The 23989-nt window shown below is 62.9% G+C and carries 25 protein-coding genes; 7 read left to right on the top strand and 18 right to left on the bottom strand.

Translation table 11 applies throughout. The features are described from left to right. The first annotated feature begins 3 nt into the window (after window positions 1–3). The 5 genes from trbL to CHEJ32_RS0114230 are packed head-to-tail and all read left to right on the top strand — an operon-like array spanning window position 4 to window position 4439. Window positions 4–1362: a P-type conjugative transfer protein TrbL gene (gene trbL / locus CHEJ32_RS0114210; RefSeq protein WP_012092661.1), complete on the top strand. Its 1359-nt coding sequence runs from the start codon at window positions 4–6 to the stop codon at window positions 1360–1362. Next, entirely contained in the window at window positions 1359–2048 is a 690-nt protein-coding gene (trbF, locus tag CHEJ32_RS0114215) for a conjugal transfer protein TrbF (RefSeq protein WP_012092662.1), read from the top strand. The genes trbL and trbF overlap by 4 nt, the downstream gene beginning before the upstream one ends. Continuing rightward, window positions 2045–3073 carry a P-type conjugative transfer protein TrbG gene (trbG, locus tag CHEJ32_RS0114220; RefSeq protein ID WP_012092663.1) on the top strand — a complete coding sequence of 343 codons (1029 nt, stop codon included), beginning with the start codon at window positions 2045–2047 and terminating at the stop codon, window positions 3071–3073. Before trbF ends, trbG begins: the two co-directional genes overlap by 4 nt. Continuing rightward, window positions 3070–4197, top strand: a complete 1128-nt coding sequence (locus tag CHEJ32_RS0114225; RefSeq protein ID WP_012092664.1) for a TrbI/VirB10 family protein — start codon at window positions 3070–3072, stop codon at window positions 4195–4197. The genes trbG and CHEJ32_RS0114225 overlap by 4 nt, the downstream gene beginning before the upstream one ends. Before the next feature lie 2 nt (window positions 4198–4199). After that, on the top strand, window positions 4200–4439 hold the full coding sequence (locus CHEJ32_RS0114230; RefSeq protein WP_012092665.1) for a DUF2274 domain-containing protein: 240 nt from the start codon (window positions 4200–4202) through the stop codon (window positions 4437–4439). On the opposite strand, the gene CHEJ32_RS0114235 is transcribed toward CHEJ32_RS0114230, so the two are convergent. The 5 genes from CHEJ32_RS0114235 to CHEJ32_RS27755 all read right to left on the bottom strand — a co-directional run bounded on the left by CHEJ32_RS0114235 (window position 4393) and on the right by CHEJ32_RS27755 (window position 8749). Beyond that, window positions 4393–5340 carry a LysR family transcriptional regulator gene (locus CHEJ32_RS0114235; RefSeq protein WP_012092666.1) on the bottom strand — a complete coding sequence of 316 codons (948 nt, stop codon included), beginning with the start codon at window positions 5338–5340 and terminating at the stop codon, window positions 4393–4395. The genes CHEJ32_RS0114230 and CHEJ32_RS0114235 overlap by 47 nt on opposite strands. Further along, the gene (locus CHEJ32_RS27170) at window positions 5340–5516 is read right to left on the bottom strand and encodes a hypothetical protein (protein WP_012092667.1); all 177 of its coding nucleotides are present in this window, start codon (window positions 5514–5516) and stop codon (window positions 5340–5342) included. The genes CHEJ32_RS0114235 and CHEJ32_RS27170 overlap by 1 nt, the downstream gene beginning before the upstream one ends. A gap of 213 nt (window positions 5517–5729) precedes the next feature. Further along, the gene (locus CHEJ32_RS0114245; RefSeq protein ID WP_012092668.1) at window positions 5730–6044 is read right to left on the bottom strand and encodes a metalloregulator ArsR/SmtB family transcription factor; all 315 of its coding nucleotides are present in this window, start codon (window positions 6042–6044) and stop codon (window positions 5730–5732) included. Further along, a complete protein-coding gene (locus CHEJ32_RS0114250; protein ID WP_034658511.1) occupies window positions 6041–7087 on the bottom strand; it encodes a cation diffusion facilitator family transporter in 1047 nt (348 codons plus the stop codon). The genes CHEJ32_RS0114245 and CHEJ32_RS0114250 overlap by 4 nt, the downstream gene beginning before the upstream one ends. Before the next feature lie 156 nt (window positions 7088–7243). After that, window positions 7244–8749 carry an MFS transporter gene (locus tag CHEJ32_RS27755; protein ID WP_012092670.1) on the bottom strand — a complete coding sequence of 502 codons (1506 nt, stop codon included), beginning with the start codon at window positions 8747–8749 and terminating at the stop codon, window positions 7244–7246. Between the two features lie 469 nt (window positions 8750–9218). On the opposite strand from CHEJ32_RS27755, the gene CHEJ32_RS0114260 reads away from it, so the two are divergent. Continuing rightward, window positions 9219–9434: a heavy-metal-associated domain-containing protein gene (locus CHEJ32_RS0114260; RefSeq protein ID WP_012092671.1), complete on the top strand. Its 216-nt coding sequence runs from the start codon at window positions 9219–9221 to the stop codon at window positions 9432–9434. A gap of 81 nt (window positions 9435–9515) precedes the next feature. Here the strand turns inward: CHEJ32_RS0114260 and CHEJ32_RS0114265 are convergent, their stop codons facing one another. From CHEJ32_RS0114265 to CHEJ32_RS0114310, 8 genes are all read right to left on the bottom strand, one after another. Next, window positions 9516–10019 carry a YqaA family protein gene (locus CHEJ32_RS0114265; protein WP_012092672.1) on the bottom strand — a complete coding sequence of 168 codons (504 nt, stop codon included), beginning with the start codon at window positions 10017–10019 and terminating at the stop codon, window positions 9516–9518. Window positions 10020–10087: 68 nt separating this feature from the next. After that, window positions 10088–11641 (bottom strand): DUF305 domain-containing protein, encoded by a 1554-nt coding sequence (locus CHEJ32_RS0114270; protein WP_012092673.1) that lies wholly within the window; start codon window positions 11639–11641, stop codon window positions 10088–10090. Window positions 11642–11759: 118 nt separating this feature from the next. After that, a complete protein-coding gene (locus tag CHEJ32_RS0114275) occupies window positions 11760–12170 on the bottom strand; it encodes a hypothetical protein (RefSeq protein ID WP_028034404.1) in 411 nt (136 codons plus the stop codon). A 178-nt stretch (window positions 12171–12348) separates the two neighbouring features. Next, complete coding sequence (locus CHEJ32_RS0114285; RefSeq protein ID WP_012092675.1) at window positions 12349–12837, bottom strand: DUF411 domain-containing protein; 489 nt, start codon at window positions 12835–12837, stop codon at window positions 12349–12351. Window positions 12838–13137: 300 nt separating this feature from the next. Next, window positions 13138–15525, bottom strand: coding sequence for a heavy metal translocating P-type ATPase (locus tag CHEJ32_RS0114295; RefSeq protein WP_012092676.1), 2388 nt, complete (start codon window positions 15523–15525; stop codon window positions 13138–13140). A 105-nt stretch (window positions 15526–15630) separates the two neighbouring features. Beyond that, window positions 15631–16602 (bottom strand): cation diffusion facilitator family transporter, encoded by a 972-nt coding sequence (locus tag CHEJ32_RS0114300; RefSeq protein WP_028034405.1) that lies wholly within the window; start codon window positions 16600–16602, stop codon window positions 15631–15633. Between the two features lie 63 nt (window positions 16603–16665). Continuing rightward, window positions 16666–18174: a multicopper oxidase family protein gene (locus tag CHEJ32_RS0114305; protein WP_012092678.1), complete on the bottom strand. Its 1509-nt coding sequence runs from the start codon at window positions 18172–18174 to the stop codon at window positions 16666–16668. Between the two features lie 73 nt (window positions 18175–18247). Continuing rightward, on the bottom strand, window positions 18248–18724 hold the full coding sequence (locus CHEJ32_RS0114310; RefSeq protein WP_197057541.1) for a hypothetical protein: 477 nt from the start codon (window positions 18722–18724) through the stop codon (window positions 18248–18250). Between CHEJ32_RS0114310 and CHEJ32_RS0114315 the strand changes: the two genes are divergently transcribed. Then, complete coding sequence (locus tag CHEJ32_RS0114315) at window positions 18723–19184, top strand: cytochrome c (RefSeq protein ID WP_028034407.1); 462 nt, start codon at window positions 18723–18725, stop codon at window positions 19182–19184. The genes CHEJ32_RS0114310 and CHEJ32_RS0114315 overlap by 2 nt on opposite strands. A gap of 106 nt (window positions 19185–19290) precedes the next feature. Here the strand turns inward: CHEJ32_RS0114315 and CHEJ32_RS0114320 are convergent, their stop codons facing one another. From CHEJ32_RS0114320 to CHEJ32_RS0114340, 5 genes are read right to left on the bottom strand one after another with little or no spacing between them, the layout of a single operon-like run. Continuing rightward, the gene (locus tag CHEJ32_RS0114320; RefSeq protein WP_028034408.1) at window positions 19291–19497 is read right to left on the bottom strand and encodes a hypothetical protein; all 207 of its coding nucleotides are present in this window, start codon (window positions 19495–19497) and stop codon (window positions 19291–19293) included. A gap of 2 nt (window positions 19498–19499) precedes the next feature. Next, a complete protein-coding gene (gene cueR / locus CHEJ32_RS24890) occupies window positions 19500–20015 on the bottom strand; it encodes a Cu(I)-responsive transcriptional regulator (protein ID WP_012092680.1) in 516 nt (171 codons plus the stop codon). Between the two features lie 20 nt (window positions 20016–20035). Next, a complete protein-coding gene (locus tag CHEJ32_RS0114330) occupies window positions 20036–21052 on the bottom strand; it encodes a 2Fe-2S iron-sulfur cluster-binding protein (RefSeq protein ID WP_012092681.1) in 1017 nt (338 codons plus the stop codon). Window positions 21053–21063: 11 nt separating this feature from the next. Then, a complete protein-coding gene (locus CHEJ32_RS0114335; RefSeq protein WP_012092682.1) occupies window positions 21064–21327 on the bottom strand; it encodes a glutaredoxin family protein in 264 nt (87 codons plus the stop codon). A gap of 52 nt (window positions 21328–21379) precedes the next feature. Continuing rightward, window positions 21380–23938 (bottom strand): heavy metal translocating P-type ATPase, encoded by a 2559-nt coding sequence (locus tag CHEJ32_RS0114340; RefSeq protein WP_028034409.1) that lies wholly within the window; start codon window positions 23936–23938, stop codon window positions 21380–21382. Window positions 23939–23989: the final 51 nt, after the last annotated feature.

Genomic DNA, 23989 nt, shown 5'->3' on the forward strand with positions numbered 1-23989 from the left:
GCCATGGGCGGAACGGGGGTCATCGATAATTTTCTCGGCATCTTCACCAGCTATATCGACTCCGGCTTCGGCCTGCTCGGCGGCGAGGTGGCGTTTATCGCCACGACGCTGATCGTCATCGACGTGACGCTCGCCGCACTGTTCTGGGCCTGGGGCGCCGACGGCGACATCATTGCGCGGTTGGTGAAAAAGACGCTGTTCGTCGGCGTCTTCGCCTATCTCATCAGCAACTGGAACAATCTCGCACGGATCGTCTTCGAGAGCTTCGCCGGGCTCGGGCTCATGGCGTCCGGCACTGGCTTCTCGGTTGCCGATCTGCTGCGCCCCGGCCGCGTTGCCCAAACCGGGCTGGACGCCGGTCGCCCGCTGCTGGAATCTATTTCGGACCTGATGGGCTGGATCGCCTTCTTCGAGAACTTCATCCAGATCGCGTGCCTGTTGTTCGCCTGGGCGCTGGTGGTGCTGGCCTTTTTCATCCTGGCAATCCAGCTTTTCGTCACGCTGATCGAGTTCAAGCTGACCACGCTGGCCGGCTTCGTGCTGATTCCATTCGGCCTGTTCGGCAAGACCGCCTTCATGGCCGAGCGGGTGCTGGGCAATGTGATCTCCAGCGGTATCAAGGTGCTGGTCCTCGCCGTCATCATCGGCATCGGCTCCACGCTCTTCGGCCAGTTTACCGCAGGCTTCGGCGGTGCGACCCCGACAATCGACGACGCCATGGCGATCGTGCTGGCAGCCCTTTCCCTTCTCGGCCTCGGCATCTTCGGCCCCGGCATCGCCACCGGCCTCGTCTCCGGAGGCCCGCAACTCAGTGCCGGCGCCGCCGTCGGGACTGGCCTTGCGGTTGGCGGCGCTGCGATCGCAGCCGGTGGCGCGACCATGCTCGCGGCGCGGGGTGGCGCAGCCGCACTCTCGGGCGGGGCAGCACTTGCCCGCGGCGGTGCCTCGGCCGCCGGTGCGGCTTCGTCCGCCTATACCCTCGGCTCCTTGGGCGGGTCCGGCACGGCCGGGGTCGCCTCCGGCCTTGGCGGTGTGGCGCGCGCCGGAGCCTCCGCCGCCGTTTCACCACTCAAGCGCGCCGCCTCCCGCGCCAGCGACAGCCTGAAATCCAGCTATTCCGATGGTGCGAAAGCCGGATTCGCGGCATCCGGCGGCACGTCGACCATGGGCACCGTCGGCAGAGATTCGTCGCCTGCGCCGTCAACCCCCTCAACCCCTGATGGGCCGCCGGCCTGGGCGCAGCAGATGCGGCGTGGCCGGGCCATGAGCCACGGCGTCACGGCTGCTGCTCATGCTGTCCGATCCGGCGACAGCCACGGCGGCGGCTCCTCCGTCAGCCTTTCCGAAAGTGACCGCACATGAACATCTTCAAACGACCGACGACCCATTACGGCAAGGTGCCGGAACCCGAGACTCCCTATCAAAAAGCCGCACAGGTCTGGGACGAACGCATCGGCTCGGCCCGCGTGCAGGCGAAGAACTGGCGCTATATGGCGTTCGGCTGTCTGATCCTCTCGGCCGGCTTTGCCGCCGCGCTCGTCTGGCAATCGGCGCGTGGAACCGTCGTGCCCTGGGTGGTGCAGGTGGACAATCTCGGTCAGGCGCAGGCTGTCGCGCCCGCGAACGCCGATTATCGCCCGACCGATCCGCAGATCGCCTTCCATCTCGGCCGCTTCATCGAGCAGGTCCGCGCGATCCCGGCGGACGCGATCATCGTCCGGCAGAACTGGCTTCGGGCTTACGAGTTCACCACCGACCGGGGCGCGGCGGCCTTGAACGATTATGCGCGGGCCAACGATCCCTTCACCAAGGTCGGCCGCCAGCAGATCGCCGTCGAGGTGTCGAGCGTCATCCGGGCTTCGCCGGACAGTTTCCGCGTCGCCTGGACCGAACGCCATTTCGAGAACGGCCAGCTTTCCACGACCGAGCGATGGACCGCGATCCTGACTGTCGTGATCCAGCCCCCGCGCGATGCCGAACGATTACGCGCCAATCCGCTGGGAATCTACATCAACGCAATTTCGTGGTCGCGGGAGATGAGCCAATGACCCGCACGACTTTCCGTAGAGCCGGTTTTCCGGTTTTCCGTAAACCCGCTTTCGCGGCTTTGCTGCTTTCCGCGACCATGTTGGCCGGCTGCGCGACCAACCGGACGCCGCAATTCAACTATGACGCCGACGTGCCGCCGCTGCCCACCGTGCAGACGGTCGCCACCGACGACCGGCCCCGGCCGCTTCACACGCCGCCGGCCTGGACGGTCGCGCGGGGCGGAACTGCTGCCAGCACTCCGGACGGCCGTGTCGAAAACGCCAATGCCGCCGCCCGTGTCGAACCTCGCCGTGAGGGCTATTACAACGCCATCCAGATTTATCCGTGGAGCGAAGGCGCGCTCTATCAGGTCTATGCGGCCCCCGGCCAGATCACAAATATCGCGCTGGCGCCGGGCGAAAGCCTGACCGGCGCGGGACCTATTGCGGCCGGGGATACGACACGATGGATCATTGGCGACACCGAATCCGGTTCGGGCGCGAACCGCCGCGTCCACATCCTCGTGAAGCCGACACGCCCGGACATTTCCACCAACCTTGTCGTGACCACCGACCGGCGCACCTACATGATCGAGCTGCGCGCGCGGGAATCGCTCTACATGCCTTCCGTCGCATGGGCCTATCCCGCGGCGCCGGCGGGAAGCCGTGCCACCACGCCCGCCGCGCCCATCATCCCCGCCGAGGCGGCGCGGAACTATCGCTACGGATTGCAGGTGCGGGGCGACAGCCCGCCATGGCGGCCGCTCTCCGTCTTCGACGATGGCCGCCGCGTCTATGTCATTTTCTCGCGCGGCATCGTGCAGGGCGAAATGCCGCCTTTGTTCGTCATCGGGTCGGACGGAGAAACGCAGATCGTCAACAGCCGTGTCCACCAGAATGTCCTGATCGTGGACCGCCTGTTCGGTGCGGCCGAACTGCGCCTTGGCAGCGGCGATCGGCAGCAAGTGGTCAGGATCGTCCGCATCAACCCGACGCAGGCCGCAGCAGAACCAGCCAGCACGACCACGGGAGGATCGTCGTCATGAGCGATACCGATACCGCCGCCCCCATGCGCCTGCGCGCCGAGCCGCCTCGTGTCACCCGCCTGTCCCGAAAGTTGCTGGCAAGCGTTGGCGCGGTCGCGCTTCTCGGCATCGCCGGAACCTTGATCTATGCGCTCCAGACCCGCGATGCGGGGCCGGGTGGCGGCGAACTCTATTCGACCGAAAACCGACCCACGGCTGACGGCCTCGCCGGTCTGCCGCGCGACTATACCGGCCCCGTCCTGGGACCGGCATTGCCGGGCGACCTTGGCCGTCCGATCCTCGACGCGCAGAACCGGGGGCAGCCAGTCGCGCCTCCGGCAATCACCACACCAGCCGTCGATCCCGAAGAGGAGCGCCGCCGCGCCGAGGAAGAGGCCGCGCGCTTGAGCAACGTGTTCTTCCAGTCCGGGTCGCGTTCTGGCGGGACAGCGGGAACGGCCATGCCAGGAATAGCCGGGATAGGCTTGCAGCCGGACGGCACAGGGCAGAACAGGCACGCGGCTTTCCTCAATAGCCCGGTCGACCGACAGACGGTTGCGCCAGATCGCGTCACGCCGCCGGCATCGCCCTACATCCTTCAGGCTGGAGCCGTCATTCCGGCCGCACTCATCACCGGAATCCGCTCCGATCTGCCGGGCCAGATCACCGCGCAGGTCACCGAAAACGTCTATGACAGCCCGACCGGCTCGCTGCTTCTGATCCCGCAGGGAACGCGCATCATCGGCCAATATGATGACGGCGTGACCTTCGGCCAGCGCCGCGTCCTGCTGGTGTGGAATCGCCTGATCCTGCCGGGCGGCCGCTCCATCGTTCTGGAGCGCCTGCCGGGCGCGGACGCTTCCGGTTACGCCGGGCTTGAGGATGGCGTCGATTATCACTGGTGGGATCTGATGAAAGCGGCAGGGCTTTCCACACTGCTCGCGGTCGGTACAGAGCTGGCGACCAGCGACGAGGACCGGTTGATCCGCGCCATTCGCGACGGCGCACAGGATACCGTCAATCAGGCCGGGCAGCAGATCGTCCAGCGCCAATTGCAGGTCGCGCCGACGCTCACCATCCGGCCCGGCTTTCCGGTCAGGATTATTGTGACCCGCGACCTGGTATTCGAGCCCGCAGGAGGTTGAGCATGACAAAACTGAAACTCGGTCCCATCGTCGAGGACAAGCCCGTCAAGGTTACGGTAGAGCTGCCGGGGCCGCTTCATCGCGATCTTGCGACCTATGCCGAGGTGCTGGCCCGCGAGACCGGCCAACCCGCCGCTGATCCTGTCAGGCTGATCGTGCCAATGTTGGAGCGCTTTATCGCCACTGACAGGGGGTTCACGAAAGCACGGCGCTCCGTCCTGTCTCCGAAGTCGCAGGTCTGACGGCCATTGCTTTCGCCAGACTGAGAAAGCGACGGAAGGCGGGATTGTCGTTGCTCGCCGACCAGACGGCCGAAAAGGGCAGAACCTCGCCGAGGATCGGTCGGTAAACCACACCCGGAAATTGTGCGACGGTGATGGCTTCGCTCACCAAAGTCAGCCCTCGGCCGAGGGCGACAAGCGGCACCAGATTATCCCGACCGACATATTGCACCTGGATCTCGGGATGCCTGCCGAGATCCGCCAGCCGCCGCACCAGATGATCGTAAATTTCCTGTCCCGGAGCAGTCTCGCTGACGATAAAGGACTCGTCGGCCAGATCGCGCCATACGACTTCCTCCCTGTTGGCTAAGGCATGATGGTCAGGCAAGACCACGAACACACGCTCCGACCACAAGAGGACGCGTTCGCAATCCGGCCAGTCTCGTGTTCCAGTGATGAAGGCGACGTCGAGATTGAGTTGCCGGATCGCTGCGACATGCTCTGCGGGGTTCCCGTCAGCCACTTCGATTCTCACCGCGCTATGTCGCCTGCCGTAAACTTCCAGCAACTCCGCCAAAAAGCCGGAAGCGATCGAGGAATAAATACCGATCCGGACACGTCCCTTTTCAGAACGACCTGCGGAGGCAACCTCTCGAGCGCCTTCTCCAACAGTCCTGATGACCCTGCGGGCGTGTACGAGGAATCGCTGGCCGGCATAGGTTTGCGATACGCCCCATGTATGCCGGTGAAACAAGGAGGCGCCAATCTCGTCTTCCAGCTTGGCAATGGACCGACTGATTGCAGCTTGCGACCGTCCAACCGCAGCTCCTGCTTTGCGAAAGCTGCCATGCTCGACCACAGCCACGAAATAGCGGAGATGGCGAAGCTCGACTTTATCCGAACACTTGACCCCTTTCCGCATTATGCGGCCACCTTGCTTCTGGTCGCCAACATCAATGTCTGGAGAAAGCCCAAACGAATCCGTATGTCGGCACCATCATCGAGGTCCGCGGCATCATCTGCATAAACGTACCCTTCCGCGATCAGCGAGCCGAATAATTTGTCGACGGACGAACGGTTCTTCGCTTGGTCCTTCATTTCTGCCGCCTTGCATTGACGAAACGGGTATCAAGCAAGATCGTGCAGCCTCCAACCATTGGAAGGTCAAGACCGAAATTGCTTAAGTCCCGGTCTTAACCGCAGCGTGAAGATTGCCGTGTCGGCGATAAGTGCTGCTGCCTGCTTCAACGAACGCATTAGCGGCCCGCTCTTCAGCGGTACAGGCATCACATCGCCAAGAAGCCTTGTTTGTCAGTCATCAAAGTGCTCCTCGTCGATGTGGGTTGCCATGTCGATCAGCATGTCGCTCACGTGACTGTCTGCCACTTCGTAGAAAACCTGCTTTGACCGACGCTCCCCCCTGACGAGCCGTGCACCTCTGAGCAGGCGTAAATGGTGGCTAACCAGTGTCTGCGACAGTCCCAGGCTCTCAACAATGTCGCCGACGGACTTTGGACCCGGCAGGCAAAAGAGCAGAATTCTCAGCCGTGTAGGATCGCCCAGCAGGCGAAAAGTCTCTGCCAGTACGGTTACGTCGTTCTGCGACAGGGACGGGGCTTGCTTCAACGTTCATGCTCCTGCTTGCTGTGGACATGCTCAGGCCCATGGTTGTGGTGATGCCCATCATGGTCGTGTCGATCCCCATGCGCGTGCCCCGTCAAGGCAGAGGCTTGCGACAGGCTGCACGCGTCCGCATCGTCATTCCAGTCGATGGCGATGGTCGGATGTTCGATCTTAAACTGTGACTTCAACTCACGCTCGACCGCGCGCATCACCGAGCGAGCATCGACATCGGCTTTCGGCCGCACATGTAGGGTGGCCAAGGTCCGCCCGGACGTGATCGACCAGACATGGATGTGGCTCACCGACGCCACGCCAGCGATGTTCTCGACAAGATGGCGTTCGATCTTCTCGGGCGTCGCGTTATCTGGCGCACCTTCAAGCAGGATATGTATCGACTTGCCGAGGAGATTCCACGCGGCGCGCAGGATCAGCAGGGAGACAAACACCGAGAGGATAGGATCGATCAGCGTCCAACCCGTGTACATGATCACGATGGCGGCTGAAACCGCTGCCACAGAGCCGAGGAGGTCGCCCAACACATGAAGGATGGCACCCTTGATGTTCACGTGCTCGGTATCTCCGCGCGTCAGAATCCAGAACACGAGAATATTGATGAGGAGCCCCGCAATGGCGACGCCAAGCATCGGACCCGCGAGGATAACATGCGGTTCCTGAAAGCGCTGCCAGGCTTCATAGACAATCCAGACGACGATCGCGAATAGCGTGATTGCGTTGATAAAACCGGCAAGGACCTCGAAACGCAGATAGCCAAAGGTCCGCTTGGAGTCTGCCGCCCGCCGTCCGAACCGAAAGGCGGCATAAGCTAGCGCCAGCGCAGCCGCGTCGCTCAGCATATGTCCAGCGTCGGCGAGCAGCGCCAGCGATCCTGAGATCAGACCGCCGATCACCTCCACGATCATGAACGTGAGGATCAGGAAGAACGAGAGAAGGACCTTGCGCTCATTATCGCTCGTGACGGTCGGCGCATGGGAGTGATCATGGGAATGGTCATCATGAGAATGACCATGGCTGTGTGAATGGGACATTTCAGGGCTCATGCGGTTGACATACAACACATGAATATGTGTTCATATGTTGTATGTCAACCGCTCCGCTTGCAATTCGTCCAAGCAGGCGTCTGCGCAAGGCCTACGGCGGGTAGCGCGCCACGGAACCGCGCCGTAGGCTTAATGACTATCCTGTCAATGGACAGCGATCGTGCCGGTAGAAACCTGTCCCCTCTTAGCGTTGACCAGAACCGCGGCAATGACTGCGGCAATCACGAGGGCAGCTCCAGCTCCCGCAAGCGCAAGACCATAACCGTGGATCAGCGCATCGCTGGCCGATCTCACTAGCCCGGCGTCACCCGTCTCCCGCCCGCGATAGAGGGCGGCGAGTGCACCCGGCAACCTGCCAGCCGTGGCAGAGACTGCGATGGTCGAAAGGACGGCCAGCCCCAAGGCGACGCCGATCTGTTGCGAGGCGTTGAAGAGCGCCGATGCGATGCCCGTCTCCTGTGTCTGCACGCCTTTGACGGCGGTCAGCGCCAGTGCAATCACGGCCCCCACGAAACCGAAAGCGGTGAGGAAGGCCGCGGGCATGAAGTGCCACATATAGTTGAGTTCCTGTCCGATATTGGCGAGCCAGAACAAGGCAGCGCCGCCTATTAGTGCGGCGGGCGCTGCCACCTCGCGCGGCGCAAACCGCGTGACAAGCTTGGAACTGACAATGGCCCCAACGATAATACCCGCACCGAATGGCAGGAACGCCAGCGCGGTCATGATCGGGCTGTAGCCGAGGATGTGCTGCAAATAGAGCGTCAGCAGATAGATCATCCCCATCGGACCGAAGCCCAGCAGCAGCATGGCGAGGTAGGAACCCGCCCGGTTGCGCTCCTTGAACAGACGTGGCGGCAGAAGCGGGTCTTTGCTGCGCGACTGCAAGATCAGGAACAGCGGCAGCAGGATCGCGGCGGTAGCGAACGAGGCGAGCGTGATGCTGTCCGTCCAGCCATGTTCGCCGCCACGGGTGATCCCATAGACGAGCGCGGCCATGCCCACAATGCTGGTGAGCGCGCCGGTGAAGTCCGGGCGGCCTTTGTGCAGTTCCGCCTCGACAAGCGTTCTTGACCCCGCCAGCACAGCCAGGCCGATGGGAATGTTGATGAAGAAGGCCCAGCGCCAGCCCAGCAGCCCCGTCAGCAGCCCGCCGAGGATCAGCCCGGCGATGATACCAAGGCCGGACATTGCTCCGTAAACGGCCATCGCTCCGTTGCGCGCCTTGCCTTCGGGGAAGGTCGTCGCGATCAAGGCAAGAGCATTGGGGGCCGTCAGCGCCGCACCCACGCCCTGTAGACCGCGTGACGCGATTATGCTCATGCTGTCCTGGGCAAGCCCGACGAACAGGGAAGCAATGGTGAAGATCGCCATGCCCGCCTGCAGCATGCGCCGCCGGCCATAGATATCGCCCAACCTGCCGCCGAACAGCAGCAGTCCACCAAAGGCGAGAACGTAGGCGTTGATCACCCAAGGCAGGCTCGCAGCCGACATTCCGAGTTCGTTCTGGAGTGTCGGCAGGGCGATGTTCGCGATGGTATCGTCAAGCACCACCATGAGCTGAGCCGTCGCAATGACGGCCAGCGGCAATGTCGTGCTTGCAGGTGACGAAGCCACCGGAGGCTTCGGCGTTTGGGGGGAGAGCGTAGACATCCGGAGTTCCTGTTATTTTTCATGGGGCGTTCAGATGTCGCAGACCCCTAATCCTTCCAACGGCTGGAAGGTCAAGAACAAATTGCTTCCCAAATCCGCTGAAACTTGATCTATAAGCCGATGAGCTGCACATCGCCCACATTTTGCATGCGAGAAGCGCCGATCAGGCAATGGCGATCAGTGGTCTAGCTGGCCATGACATGACCAGATTCGTCGTTCACGGACGGGCCGAGCGGCCTGGCGCGGCAGGAACGGGCGGCGGTCAGACGGTCCTAGCAGCAAATTCGCCGGAACAAGGTTCGTCTTGACATGCTTCCTTCCTGATCCATTGCACCCCAGATGGGGCTTCCAACAATGGGAAGGTCAAGGCCGCCTTGGCCGCGATATCATTTTTCCTCGTTGACCCTTGACCTTGCCAACGTGGCAAGGACCAGATTTGTCCGTGAACGCCCAACAGAGGAGAGTTCGCATGTTCCGATTCACTGCTCCCGACATGACTTGCGGCGGCTGCGCGCGCCGGGTCAACAACGCGCTTCTGAGCGTCGATCCGGCGGCTGATGTCACCACCAATCCACCCACCCGCGAAGTGACGGTCACCACGAAGGTGGACGAGCAGGTACTCCCCGCCGCCTTAACCGAGGCAGGCTATCCGGCCGAACGCAAGGACCAGTCGGCGGCCGCGTGAGGCTTCTGGGCGCGGTGGCGGCTCGGCTGCGCCCCTTCGTCTCCGCCATTCTCAACAGCTCGACTCGACGTGCAAGTACACTCAAGAACCGCTCCACCAGAGAAATGCGCCGGCGACAAAGAGATAGCGTGCCGCTTTGCCGATCGACACGAATATGAGAAAACGAGAAAGGTCAACTCGCAGTGCTCCTGCCACAACTGTCAGCGGATCGCCGATAATCGGCAGCCAGGACAAGAGTAGAGACCACACGCCATAACGTCCGTACCAATCTGATGCACGGCTAAATGACCTGTCGTCAATCGGAAACCAGCGATGGTCTCGAAACCCTGAGAGGAACCTGCCCAGCGCCCAGTTCACCAAGGAGCCGAGCACATTTCCTGCCGTTGCGACGCCCACTAGGGTGACGAGGTTGGCCTGTCCCATTGTTAGAAGAGTCAGGAGCGCTGCCTCGGACGACCCTGGTAGGAGGGTCGCCGACGTGAACGCGCTTACGAAAAGGGCGGCATATGCGACAAGATCAGTTCCGATGTCTGCAACCAATGCCGTGCTGCCTCGAAGTTCGTCATGCACGCCGGCTCTGCTCATCGACGCCAATAGCTATTCTCAATTCTCAAGTCTGGCGCCAGAGCTGTTTCGCTCCGGCGCCGCGCTGCTTACTGGTTCGATCCGGCGTAGACTATGCCGTTCGGGCGATCGCCGACCGGCACGGTCTTGAGCACTTCCTGGCTCGCCACGTCGATGATCGAAACGCTGTCATCGGCAATGTTCGTTACGAACACGAATGCCCCGTCAGCCGATGCCGAGACGCCGTGGGCGCCGCTCCCGGTGGTGATCGTCTCGATCACGTTTCCGGACTCAATCTCGATCACGGAGACCGTGTCGTTCGGTTCCGCCTCGGTGCCCTGATTGGCCACATAGACGTAGGCTCCATCCGGGGTGGCGAACATCTGGATCGGGTTCGGCCCGACGTCGATCCTGTTCGTCACCTCGCGGGATGCGGTGTCGATGACGGCCACCCGGTTCTCGTCTCGAAGAGAGACGTAGACCTGATCGCCCGAGGGCGTGAACCCGACCTGAACAGGCGCTGCGCCCACCGGAATGCGCGCAACCTCGGTCAGCTCCTGCGTGTCGATGACGGAGACCGAGCCGTCCTCGACATTGGCCACATAGAGCTCGCTCTCATCCGGGTTGAGGCGCAGCCCGTGCGGATAGGCTCCGGTCGTGATGTGCTCGATCACCGAAGCCGCTGCGAGATCAACGACCGCAATCTCGTTCCCGCCGGACAGCGAAACATAGGCGCGGCCGCTACGATCGGCGACGACATGCGCCGGATGCGCACCGACTTCTACAGTGCCGACGGGTTGTGACAGCTGCTGCGGATCGAGCACCACCAGAAGCCCGTTGCCGGCATCGGCATGTCCCTGGTCATCCGATCCGTGAGCGTGATCGGAGGCAGCGCTCCCGACGGCGAGCAACAGCCTCCCGTCCGGTGTCCGATCGACATTGTGCGGTGAGACTCCGATCTGCACCGTCTCGACCGAACCCGTGCCGAGTTCGATGGCGCTGATCGAATTGTCGCCCTCGTTGGCGGAGTACACGGTTCCGCCTGTCTCGACCAAGCCGGCAGGCTGCTGGCCGGCATTCCTGTCCAGCCACGCCTGCATTTCGGCGATCTCACGTTCCTGTGCTTCAATGATCTGAGACGCCCACTCTCTTGTCTGCGGGTCATCTCCGTATCGCTGCACGATCTTCGCCATGTCGACCGCACCCTGATGGTGCGGGATCATGCCCCGGATGAAAGCGACGTCCGGGTCCTCGGCCATGACGCCCTCCATCATCGGACCGTGCATCTCCTCCATCGCATCGACATAGGCCTTGGTGAAGTCGGCGACATCGGCGTCGGCTGGAGCCGACTCTCCGCCTTGGGGAGCGGCCATCCCACCGTGCATCATGCCGCCCTGCATCATCTGCTGCATGGCGTCCATGCACGCTTGGGGCATGGTCTCCATCATGGCCCGGCATTCCTTCGGCATGTCCTGCATCGAAGGCATCTGTCCTGAAGGGGACATGGAGGCAGGGGCCCGTTCCTCCTGGGCCTGCGGCGTCTGAGGGTGATGGGCGTCATGCTCTGCCTGCTGCGCCAGAGCAGCGCCGGAGACTCCCATCAAGAGACTGGCAGAAAGGGCAACTATTGTTCGGTACGTCATGGTTCATCCTTTGGCACCGGAGAGCCGCGTCTAATTTCTGGACGCGCGCCTACCGTGGCTTCGTCTGACTGTTTGCTGCTTGAGTGCCGAGAAGAACACCTCCCGGCCGATGCGTTCACTACGCAGGGGCGGTCAGACGCGGTGGTGTCAGGAGGACTGAAGGATTTCGGCCCAGATCGCTGGCCTGGAAACCGAGCAATGGCTCGCCGTCCGAGGATGGCATCACAGGCGGCGCCTCGGGTAGCAGGGCAACAATGGTGCAGAGCTGGCCGCAATCGCGGTCCGGCGCCGTTTCAGTGTGACAGCATCGTTCGTCCGCAGCCTTGCTTCGGTCGTCGGAGTAATTCGAATGGGCCTCATGCTGTGCACCCGCAACGGTCTGATCCTGATACGAGCCGTGTGTGCCCGGGCTGGCATGCGCCGCTGCCAGGAAAACAAAAGCGCTGAACGCAAGCAGCAGCAGGCCTGTCAGGAACTGGCGGAGCCAGTCGCCTTTCGATCCGAAAGCCGCAGTCGAGCTCCTGCTCATGGCTTGGCTTCTTTGTCGAGGTCGGGATGGAGAGTTGCCACGCACCAGATGACATCCTTGCGGCCGTCAGTATCCGAGCCCAGGCAACCAGAGCTCCTGACAAAGGCAGGGTCTGCCCCGCAGGCCCGGTTCTGGATCGGACTGATGGCGACCGGATGGATCATGAGCACCGTTCCACTCAGATCTCCCGCGCGCCGCGGAAACGCCCGAAGGTTTTCTGGACGGAAGGGCCGAACAGGAACACCTCGTATGGCTCGGGGACCACGCCGGGAAAGTCCATGCCGGGGGAGCCGGCGGGCATTCCGGGAACCGCAAGCCCTGTCGCGAGCGGGCGCGCGGCCAGGAGGCGGCGAAGCGCGGCGGCCGGCACATGTCCTTCGATGACATAGCCGTCCACTTCGGCCGTATGGCAGGAGTACAACGCCGCCGGGACGCCGAGCCGCTGCTTGAGGCTTTCGACCTCGCTCGATTCCACGACGCTCACCGGGAAGCCGGCCGCCTCGATATGCTCGACCCATGCGCCGCAGCACCCGCAATTCGTATCCTTGGTGACGGTCACCAGAGGCAGTCCTGCCGAGCGAACCGTTCCCGCCGTTGAGAGCAGGAGGGGGAACGCGGTGGCGCTGGCGAGGAAGGAGCGCCTGCTGATCATATGGATGGTTTGCATCTCAGTTCCTCCATCTGGGCCGCAACTTCGTCAAAGCTGGATCACCGGAAAAATACGTATTTGATCAAAGCGGCGGCGGTAAGGAGCACGAGCACCAGAAGAACGATGCCCCACATCATCCCGCCCGACATCATGACATTGCATCATGGCCTGTTCTGCCCTTCCGTCGCAAAGATACTCATAGCGGCCCCCTTCGCCGCAGACTTTGACTTAGCGCAAGGATGGGACGGTATCCGGGCTGTTGGCGCCACCATCGTCACCAATTTTTCCAGATGGAGGACCTTCGCCCACGTCAGCCTCCTACAATCTCGTGACCCGCAGCCGGGAGGCGTTCGCGATGACGCTCACCGACGACAGCGCCATGGCGGCGGCCGCGATGATCGGCGACAGCAGGATGTCGAAGAACGGGTAGAGCACCCCGGCCGCCACCGGCACGCCGAGCGCGTTGTAAATGAAGGCGAAGAATAGGTTCTGGCGGATGTTGCGCATGACAGCCTCCGAGAGCCGGCGCGCGCGGACGATGCCCGTGAGATCGCCCTTGAGCAATGTGACGCCTGCGCTTTCCATTGCCACATCGGTACCGGTGCCCATGGCGATGCCCACATCGGCCGCCGCCAGCGCCGGTGCGTCGTTCACGCCGTCGCCTGCCATCGCCACCACCTCGCCTGCCGCCTTGTGACGCTGCACGACCGCGCTTTTCTGGTCGGGCAGGACCTCGGCCTCGACCTCGTCGATGCCGAGCCGGCGGGCGACCGCCTTGGCCGTGGTCCAGTTATCACCCGTAAGCATGACAACGCGGATTCCCTGCGCCTTCAGCGCGGCAAGCGCCTCGGGCGTCGAGGGCTTGACCGGATCGGCGATGGCGAAGATGGCAGCGATGCGGTTGTCCACTCCCATGAAGATCGCGGTTGCCCCGTCCTCGCGCAGCCGGTCGGCCTCATCCGCCAGTGGGGCGACATCAACGCCTTGCTCGGCTAGGAACTTGGCATTTCCAAGGGGAATGCGCTTGCCTTCGACCGTGCCGTAGGCGCCTTTGCCGGTCGGCGAGTCGAAATCCGCGACCGGTGCGGTCACGATCCCCCGCTCCTCGGCAGCGCGAACGATGGCCAGCGCCAGCGGATGCTCGCTGGCCCGCTCCACGCTGGCGGCAAGCCGCAAAGCCTCGTCCTCGGTGAACCCCGGCGCCGGCACGATTGCGGTGACGGCGGGTCGTCCCTCGGTCAGCGTACCGGTCTTGTCGACTATGATGGTATCGACCTTCTCCATATGCTCCAGCGCCTCGGCGTTCTTGATCAGCACGCCCGCCTGTGCGCCACGCCCGACGCCGACCATGATCGACATCGGCGTTGCCAGCCCGAGCGCACAGGGACAGGCGATGATCAGCACGGAAACCGCCGCGATCAGACCGAAGGAGAAGCGCGGCTCCGGACCCCAGATCGACCAGGTTATGAAGGCAAGGATTGCGACCACGATCACCGCCGGCACGAACCAGCCCGACACCTGATCGGCGAGGCGCTGGATCGGCGCGCGACTACGCTGCGCCTCGGCGACGAGCTGGACGATCTGCGACAGCATGGTGTCGCGGCCGACCTTCTTCGCCTCGATCACCAGCGCGCCGGACTGGTTCATGGTGCCGCCGATGGCGGTGGCGCCGACCTCCTTGGTGACCGGCATCGACTCGCCAGTCACCATCGATTCATCGACGGCGCTGCGTCCTTCCAGAACTTCGCCATCGACCGGCACCTTCTCGCCGGGACGCACCCGCAGGCGGTCGCCGACCCGAACGGTGTCGAGTTGAACCTCCTCCTCGGTGCCGTCGTCACGAATGATCCGGGCGGTCTTGGGGGCGAGGTCGAGCAGCGCCCGGATCGCGCCGCTGGTGCTCTCGCGCGCCCGCAATTCCAACACCTGCCCGAGCAGCACGAGCACAGTGATGACCGCGGCCGCCTCGAAATAGACCGCGACCGAGCCGTCATGCTGGCGGAATGCATCTGGGAAGATGCCCGGCGCCAGCGTGGCGACGACGCTGTATATCCACGCCGTTCCCGTGCCCATGGCGATCAGTGTAAACATGTTGAGGCTGCGGTTGACGAGCGACTGCCAGCCACGCTGGAAGAACGGCCAGCCCGCCCAGAGAACGACCGGCGTTGCGAGGATCAGTTGCAGCCAGTTCGAGACCTGCTGCCCGATGGCATGAGTCAGCCCGAACAGATGCCCGCCCATCTCGAGAATGAACACCGGGATCGCCAGAACGAGGCCGATCCAGAAGCGGCGTGTCATGTCGATCAGTTCGACATTGGGCTCGGCCTCAAGGCTGACCAGTACCGGCTCCAGCGCCATGCCGCAGATCGGGCATGATCCGGGGCCGTCCTGCCGGATCTCAGGATGCATCGGGCAGGTATAGACCGTCCCCTCGAGAATCGGTACTACCTCCGCCGCCGCCGGATCGAGATAGCTTTCGGGCTCGGCCAGGAACTTCGCGCGGCACCCGGCCGAGCAGAAATAATAGGGCCGGCCCGCATGCTCGGCCTTGTGCTGGGCCGTGTGGGGATCGACAATCATGCCGCAGACCGGGTCCTTGACCTTGTGCGTGTCGTCCTGCGCGACGGCCCCGTGATCATGCGCATGACCTTGGGCGGAATGAGCGTGACTCTGATTCTGGTGATCGTGTTCGGTCTTGCTGGCCATTTTCACGCCTCCTCGGCGTCTTATCCTAAGCTTGCTCTTCGCCTATTCTGCGCCTTCCAACCGTTGGAAGGTCAAGAGATGATCGGAATCCGGGGTTCCTGCCAATCAGTGATTGTCGTGGATCTTTCCGATGCTGGTCCGTTCTTGCCCCGTCTGAGACTGCATGATGTCAATCTCGGCCGCAGAGTCCTCGCCGTCGAGGCAGTATTCCTCGATCTGCAACGTCGAGAAGTAGATGTTGAAACGCTCGCGCAGGAGATTGCTTGCTTGTCGCAGCACCCGTTCGCCTTCCTGAAAGTCCCCAACGCAGACGTGGCTTGAGAATACATTGCGCCCGGATGTCAGACTCCAGGCATGGACGTGGTGCACGTCGGTAACCCCCTCTAGCTGCCGTATGGCCTCGATGGCGGCCTCCAAGTCGAGGTCTTCGGGCGTGCCTTGCAGCAGGATGTGCAATGCCTCGCGCATAATACCCCAGGAAGCCCAGAGCAGCAGCAGTCCGAAGGCCATGCCAAGCAGCGGATCGATGGCCACAAAGCCCGTGAATCGGATCACCAGCGCCGAGACGATGATGAGGAAGCTGCCGACGAAGGTCTGCAGGATGTGCCAATACGCACCCCGCATATTCAGGTTGTCCTTCTGGCGCTCGTACATGAGCCAGAGCGCGACAAGCTCGGTGGCGATGCCGCCCGCTGCGGCGATCAACATCGGCGTCGTGGCCAGTTCGATGGGCTCCATGAGGCGCATCGCGCCCATCCACAGCGCGTAGAGAGCCATGGCGACGAGGAAGAGGCCGTTGAAGAGGGCCCCCAGGATCTCCGCCCGAATGTAGCCGAAGGTGCGCGAGGGGCTGGATTTTCGCTCACCCAGACGCATGGCGACCAGCGCAATGAGCACGCCGCCCACGGCCGAGAAGGTGTGGAAGGCATCCGACATGACGGCGACTGAGCCCGTCCAGATGCCGATCCCGAGTTCCACGATGAAGTAAAGGCCGGTAAGCCAGCCCGAAATGACGAGCGCTTTGCGATCACCACTCGCCGGCATGTGGCCGGCATGACCGCCGTGAGACATTGACATAGGGTTCACCTCCTTGTTGCACAGGAGGACGCCGGTGCCGGCGTCCTCCTGCCAGCACGCTGCCTATGCGCTGACCGCGAATTCGGTCATCATGCCTGTTTCAAGATGCGGCATGTGATGGCAATGCAGCATCCAGCGCGCGGCTTCTCCGGCATCGAGTGCCACGTCGACCATCGACATCGGCGGCACATACACCGTGTCCCGCTGCGCGCCCGTGACCGCACGTCCATTCAGCCCGACGACCTGGAACACATGGCCGTGGAGATGCATCGGGTGACCCATCATCGACATATTGTGGAAGGACAGCACGATCCGTTCGCCGCGCCTCGCGGTAACCGGGCGATGCTGGCCCCAGACGGCACCGTTGATCGTCCACACATAGGGCTGCATCGAGCCGCCCAGCATCACCATGTGGCTGCGGTCCACCGGCCGCTCCGGCAAGGATTCGGAAGCGATCAGGCGCGTCTCCTGCGCAAGGTCGGTGTCAAAGGCCGGTGCTTCGGTCTCTGCCAAAGCATCAATGTGCCGTATCTCGGCGCCCGGAGTGGCAAGGATCAGACCGGTGCGCTCCCGCGCGCCTTCTCGCAGCGCGAGGATCGGCCAGGCACCGCCCTCCGAAGGCAGGTCGATCTCAAGGTCGAGCCGTTGGCCCATGGCCAGACCGAACCTCGTGCCGGAGAGCGGCTGAACGGCATGGCCATCAACCGCGACGAGCCGGGCCTGCGCTTCGCCGGTGTCGAGCCAGAACACCGTCGCCGCAGCGGCGTTGATGACCCGCAGGCGGATACGCCCGCCGCGCTCGACCTGCACCACTTCCGGGTCCGAGAGCGTACGATCATTGGCAAGATAGGCGTCCCAGTCGTAGTCGTTGAGGTCCATCGTCATGCCGTCCATGGTCCCCATTCCCATCATGCCGCCCTTGGCGCCGTGATCCATGCCAGTCATCGGCATGTTTCCCATCGCGCCGTGGTTCATACCTGACATTCCGCCCGTGCCTGTGCCTGTGCCGCTTCCGTGATTGCCCGTGGCACCATGGCCGGACTTGATCTCCGCCATCACCTCTTCGGGTGCCTTGAATGAGAAATCATGCAGAAACAGTACCACCTCCTGCCGGTCAGCGGCGACATCCTCGGCGCTGCGCACGATCAGGGGCGCGGCCAGAAGGCGCATCTCGTGCAGCGGAACATGCGCGTGCATCCAATAGGTGCCGGGCAGCGGTGCGAAGTCATAGGCGCGAGTCTCGCCGGGGGCGAGCATCGGCAAGGGCATGTCGGGCACGCCATCCTGCGCATTGGGCGGGATCTGGCCGTGCCAGTGGATCAGTGTGGCGGTGTCGAGTTCGTTCGTTAGATCCACCCGGAACGGCATGCCGGGATCGAGTGTCAGGCCCTGTCCGGATGGCCCGGCAAGGCCCCAGACAGTGGCGGCGCGTCCGTCGATGTCGAGCGTGCGGCTGGCGGCGCGAAGCGATAGCGGCGTGGCGTCCTGCGCTGCCGCCATCCGGGGCACCTGAGCGTAGGCCAGCATGGCCGCGCCAGCGGCGAGAAAGCCGCGTCGTGAAAGGGTATTCATGGTCGTCTCCTCGGGACCGCAGTCCCGTTCCTCAAAGCTGTCGGAAGGCCGCGGGCCGAATGCCCGGGCGCGATCAGAGGAGACGGATCTTCGGAGGGCGTTCGTTCAGTCCGAGCGCCCGACCGGGAATGCTGGCATCAGGCGGCAGAACATAGGCGGTTGACGTGTATTGGTTTCCAGAACCACCGCTCGGTGATACGAGAAAGATTGAAAAACCTGCACAAACCAGTTCACAGGTTCCCGCATCCATGTCTGCCGATCCGCAGTGTTTGCTGGTGCATGCAGGCTCAATGCCGGCTGCAGAGTTTGTAATCTCGCCCACATGCACAGCCTGTTCCGGCGGTATGCTCATTCGTGCCGCGTGCGCGGAGAATGCCATCGTCATGACGGCGACGCCGATTATGGCAAGCATGGAGACAACGCGCGCAAACATACTGGAACGATAGGTACTACTCACCGGAATGTCTATTGCAAATGGTGTCGCACCACTGGCAAATCCTCCTTGCCATCTCGTGCGTTGCAATTCCTCGTTACTGAACATGCGTGCCATGCGAAAGAAGCTCCTAAATACATTCTGGGCAGGGTCGCTCCTCGCAGGTGCGATCGTGGCGACATTGGCTGGGTGGCATTACGCCCGTTCCGAATCCATCGCTGCGGCATCAGCGGAGGTCGTCGAGCAGGGCCGACAAGTCTATGCGGATCAATGCGCGTCTTGCCACGGTGCGAATCTCGAAGGGCAGCCGGACTGGCGCTCGCCGCCTCCCTCCGGTCGGCTGCCCGCACCGCCGCACGACGAGAGCGGCCACACCTGGCACCATGCCGATGAGATGCTGTTCCGCATCGTCAAGGAGGGTACAGCGGCCATCGTCGGAGGGAGCTATGAGAGCGACATGCCTGGTTTTGCCGATGCCCTGAGCGACGGCGAGATCCGGGCTGTCCTCGCTTTTATTAAGAGTACTTGGCCGGAACGAGAGCGCGGATATCAGGAGGAGGTCTCCCGCCGCCGCTGAGTTTCGGAGTCCCGCCTACGCGGGCAGTTGTTGACCTGCGAAGTCGGCATTGACCCGTCCCGTTTCCGGCTCATCCATCCTTGGGCCTCATTGAACGGATGATGTCCTAGTGATGCCGCTGACATTTTTTCGGAGGCACAGGAAGTTCTCCGATAGCCAGATAAGCTTGAGACAACGGCTTGTGCGAAGCTGCGACGCCGAGCCCTCGCGCATCAATCAGTTCAAGAGCCTGCAATAGCTTCTCGGCAACTTCCATGTCGCCGTCCGAACATGCCCGTTTGAACAGGTGCAGGATTTCGCCGGCAAGCGTCATGGCTATTGCTCCCTGGCACCGTGACCGCTTCTTTCCGCCTTCGCCGACACGACGGGCCTCGTGTGCTCGAACCTGTTCCCTGTCGCGCCGGAACGATCGCGGGTGTGTGTGGGGCTGGTCTCAGGGTCATCAGTCGTCGCCAACTCATCGATGATCGGGCAGTCCGGCCGGGCATTGCCCCGGCAGTTCTCGGCAAGGTGCTTGAGCGTCATGCTCATCTCCCTGAGTTCACGCGCCTTCCGTTCAAGTTCTTCGACATGCTCGAGCGCCACGCGCTTGACGTCCGCGCTCGCCCGGTCTCGGTCTCGCCAGAGCGCAAGCAGTTCCGTCATTTTCTCGACCGAGAAACCGAGATCGCGCGCACGCCTGATAAAACGCAACGTATGCACGTCCTTATCGGAGTAATCCCGGTATCCGCTATCCGTCCGCGACGCTTCCGCGATCAATCCGATCGATTCGTAGTAGCGGATCATCTTCGCCGAGACGCCTGATGCCGCCGCTGCTTTACCGATGTTCATCGCTGGTTCCTTTCTTCGACTTATGTAGGCGCTTCTTCGGGCGTAAAAAACACGTCCGCATGTATGTCCTCGCCGCGCAAGCCCAGTTCGCGAAGCATGATGCCGGAAGCATCGATCATGGCAGGCGGTCCGGCCATATATGCCTTCCAGCCATTGAGGTCCTGCACGTCACTCACGATCGCATCCGTTACCAGGCCGGTTCGGAAGTGATCGGATCGGCTCACCTCCGAAAGCACGGGCATGAAGGTGAGGTTGTCGTAGGTGCTCGCCAGAAGACTGAAATGATCGACGAGATAGAGATCACGTTCCGTCCGTGCCCCGAAATAGAGATGGATCGGCTGCCGCAGGCCGCTTGCCAGCGCCGTTTCGACAATCGACTTGATCGGCGCCAGTCCCGATCCGCCGGCGACCGCCAGAATTGGACCCGTATGCTGTTCGCGCAGAAACGAACTGCCGAGCGGCCCGCGAACCGAAACCTCGTCGCCGACCTTGAGTGACCTGGCGACGTGTTCGCTCGTCGCTCCACCGGGCACATGCCTGATGTGGAATTCGAGATGGTCTCGACCCGGCTGGTTCGCCATCGAATAGTCGCGCGCCGGAACGCCATCGAACGTCACCTGCGCATACTGGCCCGCCTTGAACGCGACGGCCTCTCCCGTTTCGACCTCCAGCCTGATTTGCCGGATGTCGTGGGTTGCGTCATCGATCGCGACAACCCGCGTGCGATAGGTGCGGACGGGAAGATCAAGCTGTTCTTCCTCCTCATCGAGCCATGCGACCGTGCAATCCGTGAGCGGCTGCGCGCGGCATGCAAGGATCAGTCCCTGAGACCGCTCATCGTCCGTCAGGGCAAAGCGCGTGTGCGGCAGAAGATCGACCTCGCCGCTGACCAGTCGGGACTTGCACGAGCCGCAGCGGCCCGAACGGCATCCATGAGGATATGCGATCCCTTCTTCTAGCGCTCTCTCCAGAATGGTTCGGCCATCCGGCACGTCGATGATGCGCCCCGCCTGCCGAATTTCGATTTGTCTTCCCATGACAATCTCCCTCAGGCGGCGCCCGATGACAGGGCTTCCGCCAGACGAGGTTTCTGGTCAGCAAAGGTGCCATAGAAGACCTGTTCGTTGACAATCGTGATCGGGGCAACGCGCACGCCGGTCCGCGCTTTCGCCTCTTCGGCGATCTGCGGATCTGACAGGTCACGCTCTTCGAATGGGACACCCTGGTCAGCAAGCCATCGCTTGACGGCATGGCAATCGGGGCAGGTTGGCGTGGTATACAGCACCACTGACGGAGTTCCCGTATTGGTCATCGCTTCATTCCTTTACATGTGGCGAGCCTGCCGAAGCAGGCTCGCCTGTTTCTCATTCCGCAGGCGCAAGTTCAGGCTGACGGGGCCGGACTGCGCCGCTTTCCGCCTGCGCGGGCGCGCGGAAGGTCTTGAGCCTCAGCGCGTTGCCGAGGACGAAGACGCTCGACAGGGCCATCGCGCCGGCGGCAAAGACCGGCGACAGCAGGATGCCGTAGGCCGGATAGAGCAGACCGGCGGCAACGGGGATCAGAGCCGTGTTGTAGGCAAAGGCCCAGAACAGGTTCTGCCGGATGTTGCCGATCGTCGCCTTGGACAGTGCGATCGCGTTCGGCACGCCTTGCAGGCTGCCCGACATCAGCACCACGTCGGCTGCCTCGATGGCAATGTCCGTACCCGTGCCGATGGCAAGGCCCACATCCGCTTCGGCCAGCGCCGGAGCGTCGTTGATGCCATCGCCGACGAAAGCGACCTTGCCATGCTGGGCTTTGAGGCGGCGTACAGCGTCGACCTTGCCGTCCGGCAGCACTTCCGCCACCACCTCGTCGATCCCCAGCCGAGCCGCGATGGCTTTTGCCGTGCGGGCATTGTCGCCGGTGATCATCGCGACCTTGAGGCCGAGATCGTGCAGCGCCTTGATCGCTGCGGGCGTCGTCTCCTTGATCGGATCGGCCACGGCGATAATCGCCGCGAGCTTGCCGTCGATGGCGGCATAGAGCGGTGACTTGCCCTCATTGCCGAGACGTTCGGCAATCTTGGCGAAGGCAGCTACGTCGTGGCCGAGGTCTGCCATGTAGCGGTCAGCGCCAATCTCGACTTGGCTGCCGCCGACCATGGCCTTGACGCCGAAACCCGTCACCGACTCGAAGTCCGACACGGCCGGCAGCGGGATGTCCTCCCCGGCGGCCGCATCCACGATCGCACGGGCGATCGGATGCTCCGACTTCGCTTCGACGGCCGCAACCAAACCGAGGACATTTGCCCGGTTGAATCCGATGGCCAGTTCCAGATCGGTGAGCGCAGGCTTGCCTTCGGTCAGTGTGCCCGTCTTGTCGACGGCGACGACCCTGGCGTCCTTGAGCAGCTGCAACGCTTCGCCCTTGCGGAAGAGCACGCCCAGTTCCGCACCGCGGCCCGTGCCCACCATGATCGAGGTCGGCGTCGCCAGACCCATGGCGCAGGGGCAGGCGATGATCAGGACGGCGACGGCATTGACCAGAGCGAAGGTCAGCGCGGGCGACGGGCCGAACCACATCCATGCGGCGAAGGTGAGGATCGCTACCGCAAACACCGCCGGCACAAAATACATCGTGACCTTGTCGACCAGCGCCTGGATCGGTAGCTTTGAGCCTTGCGCTTCCTCGACCATGCGGATGATCTGCGACAGCACCGTGTTGCCGCCGACCGCCGTCGCACGGATGGCAAAGGCGCCCTTCTGGTTCACCGTTCCGGCCACGACCTCGCTGCCATTCGTTTTGGACACCGGGATCGGTTCGCCCGTGATCATCGATTCGTCGACATAGCTCTGGCCTTCGATGACCTCGCCATCCACCGGGATGCGATCGCCGGGACGAACCTCGACGATGTCTCCCGACAGCACGGCGTCGATCGGCAGTTCGATCGTCTTGCCGTCCCTGCGCACGCGCGCCATCTTGGCCTGAAGGCCGACGAGACGCTTGATCGCCTCGGAGGTGCGTCCCTTGGCACGAGCCTCCAGCAAACGGCCGAGCAGGATCAGCGTCACGATGACGGCGGCAGCCTCGAAATAGACGTTCACCGTTCCGGCAGGCAGGAAACCGGGCGCGAAGGTCGCGACCAGCGAATAGCCATAGGCGGCGAGCGTGCCGACCGCGACCAGCGAGTTCATGTCGGGGGCGAGCCGCCACAGGGCGGGCAGCCCCTTGTCGTAAAAGCGGATACCCGGAACGAACAGGACGATGGTCGTCAACACGAACTGGATATACCAGTTCGTCTGCATGCCGATGGTTGAAGCGATCAGGTCATGCATGCCCGGAATGACGTGTGAGCCCATCTCCAGGATGAAGACAGGCACCGTCAGCACCGCCGCGATGGTGAAATCGCGGGTCAGTTCACGACGTTCCGCTTCCTTCTTTTCGGTACGATCATCCGTCTCGCCCTGGCTGGTTCCTGCCGCCGTGGCGATCACCCTGGCGTCGTATCCCGCGCCCTCGATGGCAGCCACCAAAGCCGCCGCATCGGCGCTGCCCTGGATCGTGGCCTTCTCGGTCGCGAGGTTGACGACGGCATTAGTGACGCCGGGTACGGCCTTGAGCGCCTTTTCGACGCGTCCCACGCAGGATGCGCAGGTCATGCCCTCGATCGCCACTTCAAGCGAGGCTGCCGTCGGCGCGGAGAAGCTTGCCGCAACCTCATAGCCTACATCCTCCACGGCCTTGACGAGAGTGGCAGGATCGACCGCAGCGTTCGTGGTGATGCTCGCCTTTTCGGTCGCCAGATTGACGACCGCATCGGCGACGCCAGGCACGGCCTTGAGGGCTCTTTCGACACGACCTACGCAGGATGCACAGGTCATCCCCTCAATGGGGAGTGATATCGTTCCAGACAGGTCTGTTGCTCGAACGGGGGCATTCATAGCCGCCTCCTTTTTTGTCCCGAAATTCCAGTTCGGACAGAAGATGGGGTT

Origin of the sequence: Chelativorans sp. J32 (assembly GCF_000518985.1) — a bacterium.
In the GTDB taxonomy this organism is placed as follows: domain Bacteria; phylum Pseudomonadota; class Alphaproteobacteria; order Rhizobiales; family Rhizobiaceae; genus Chelativorans.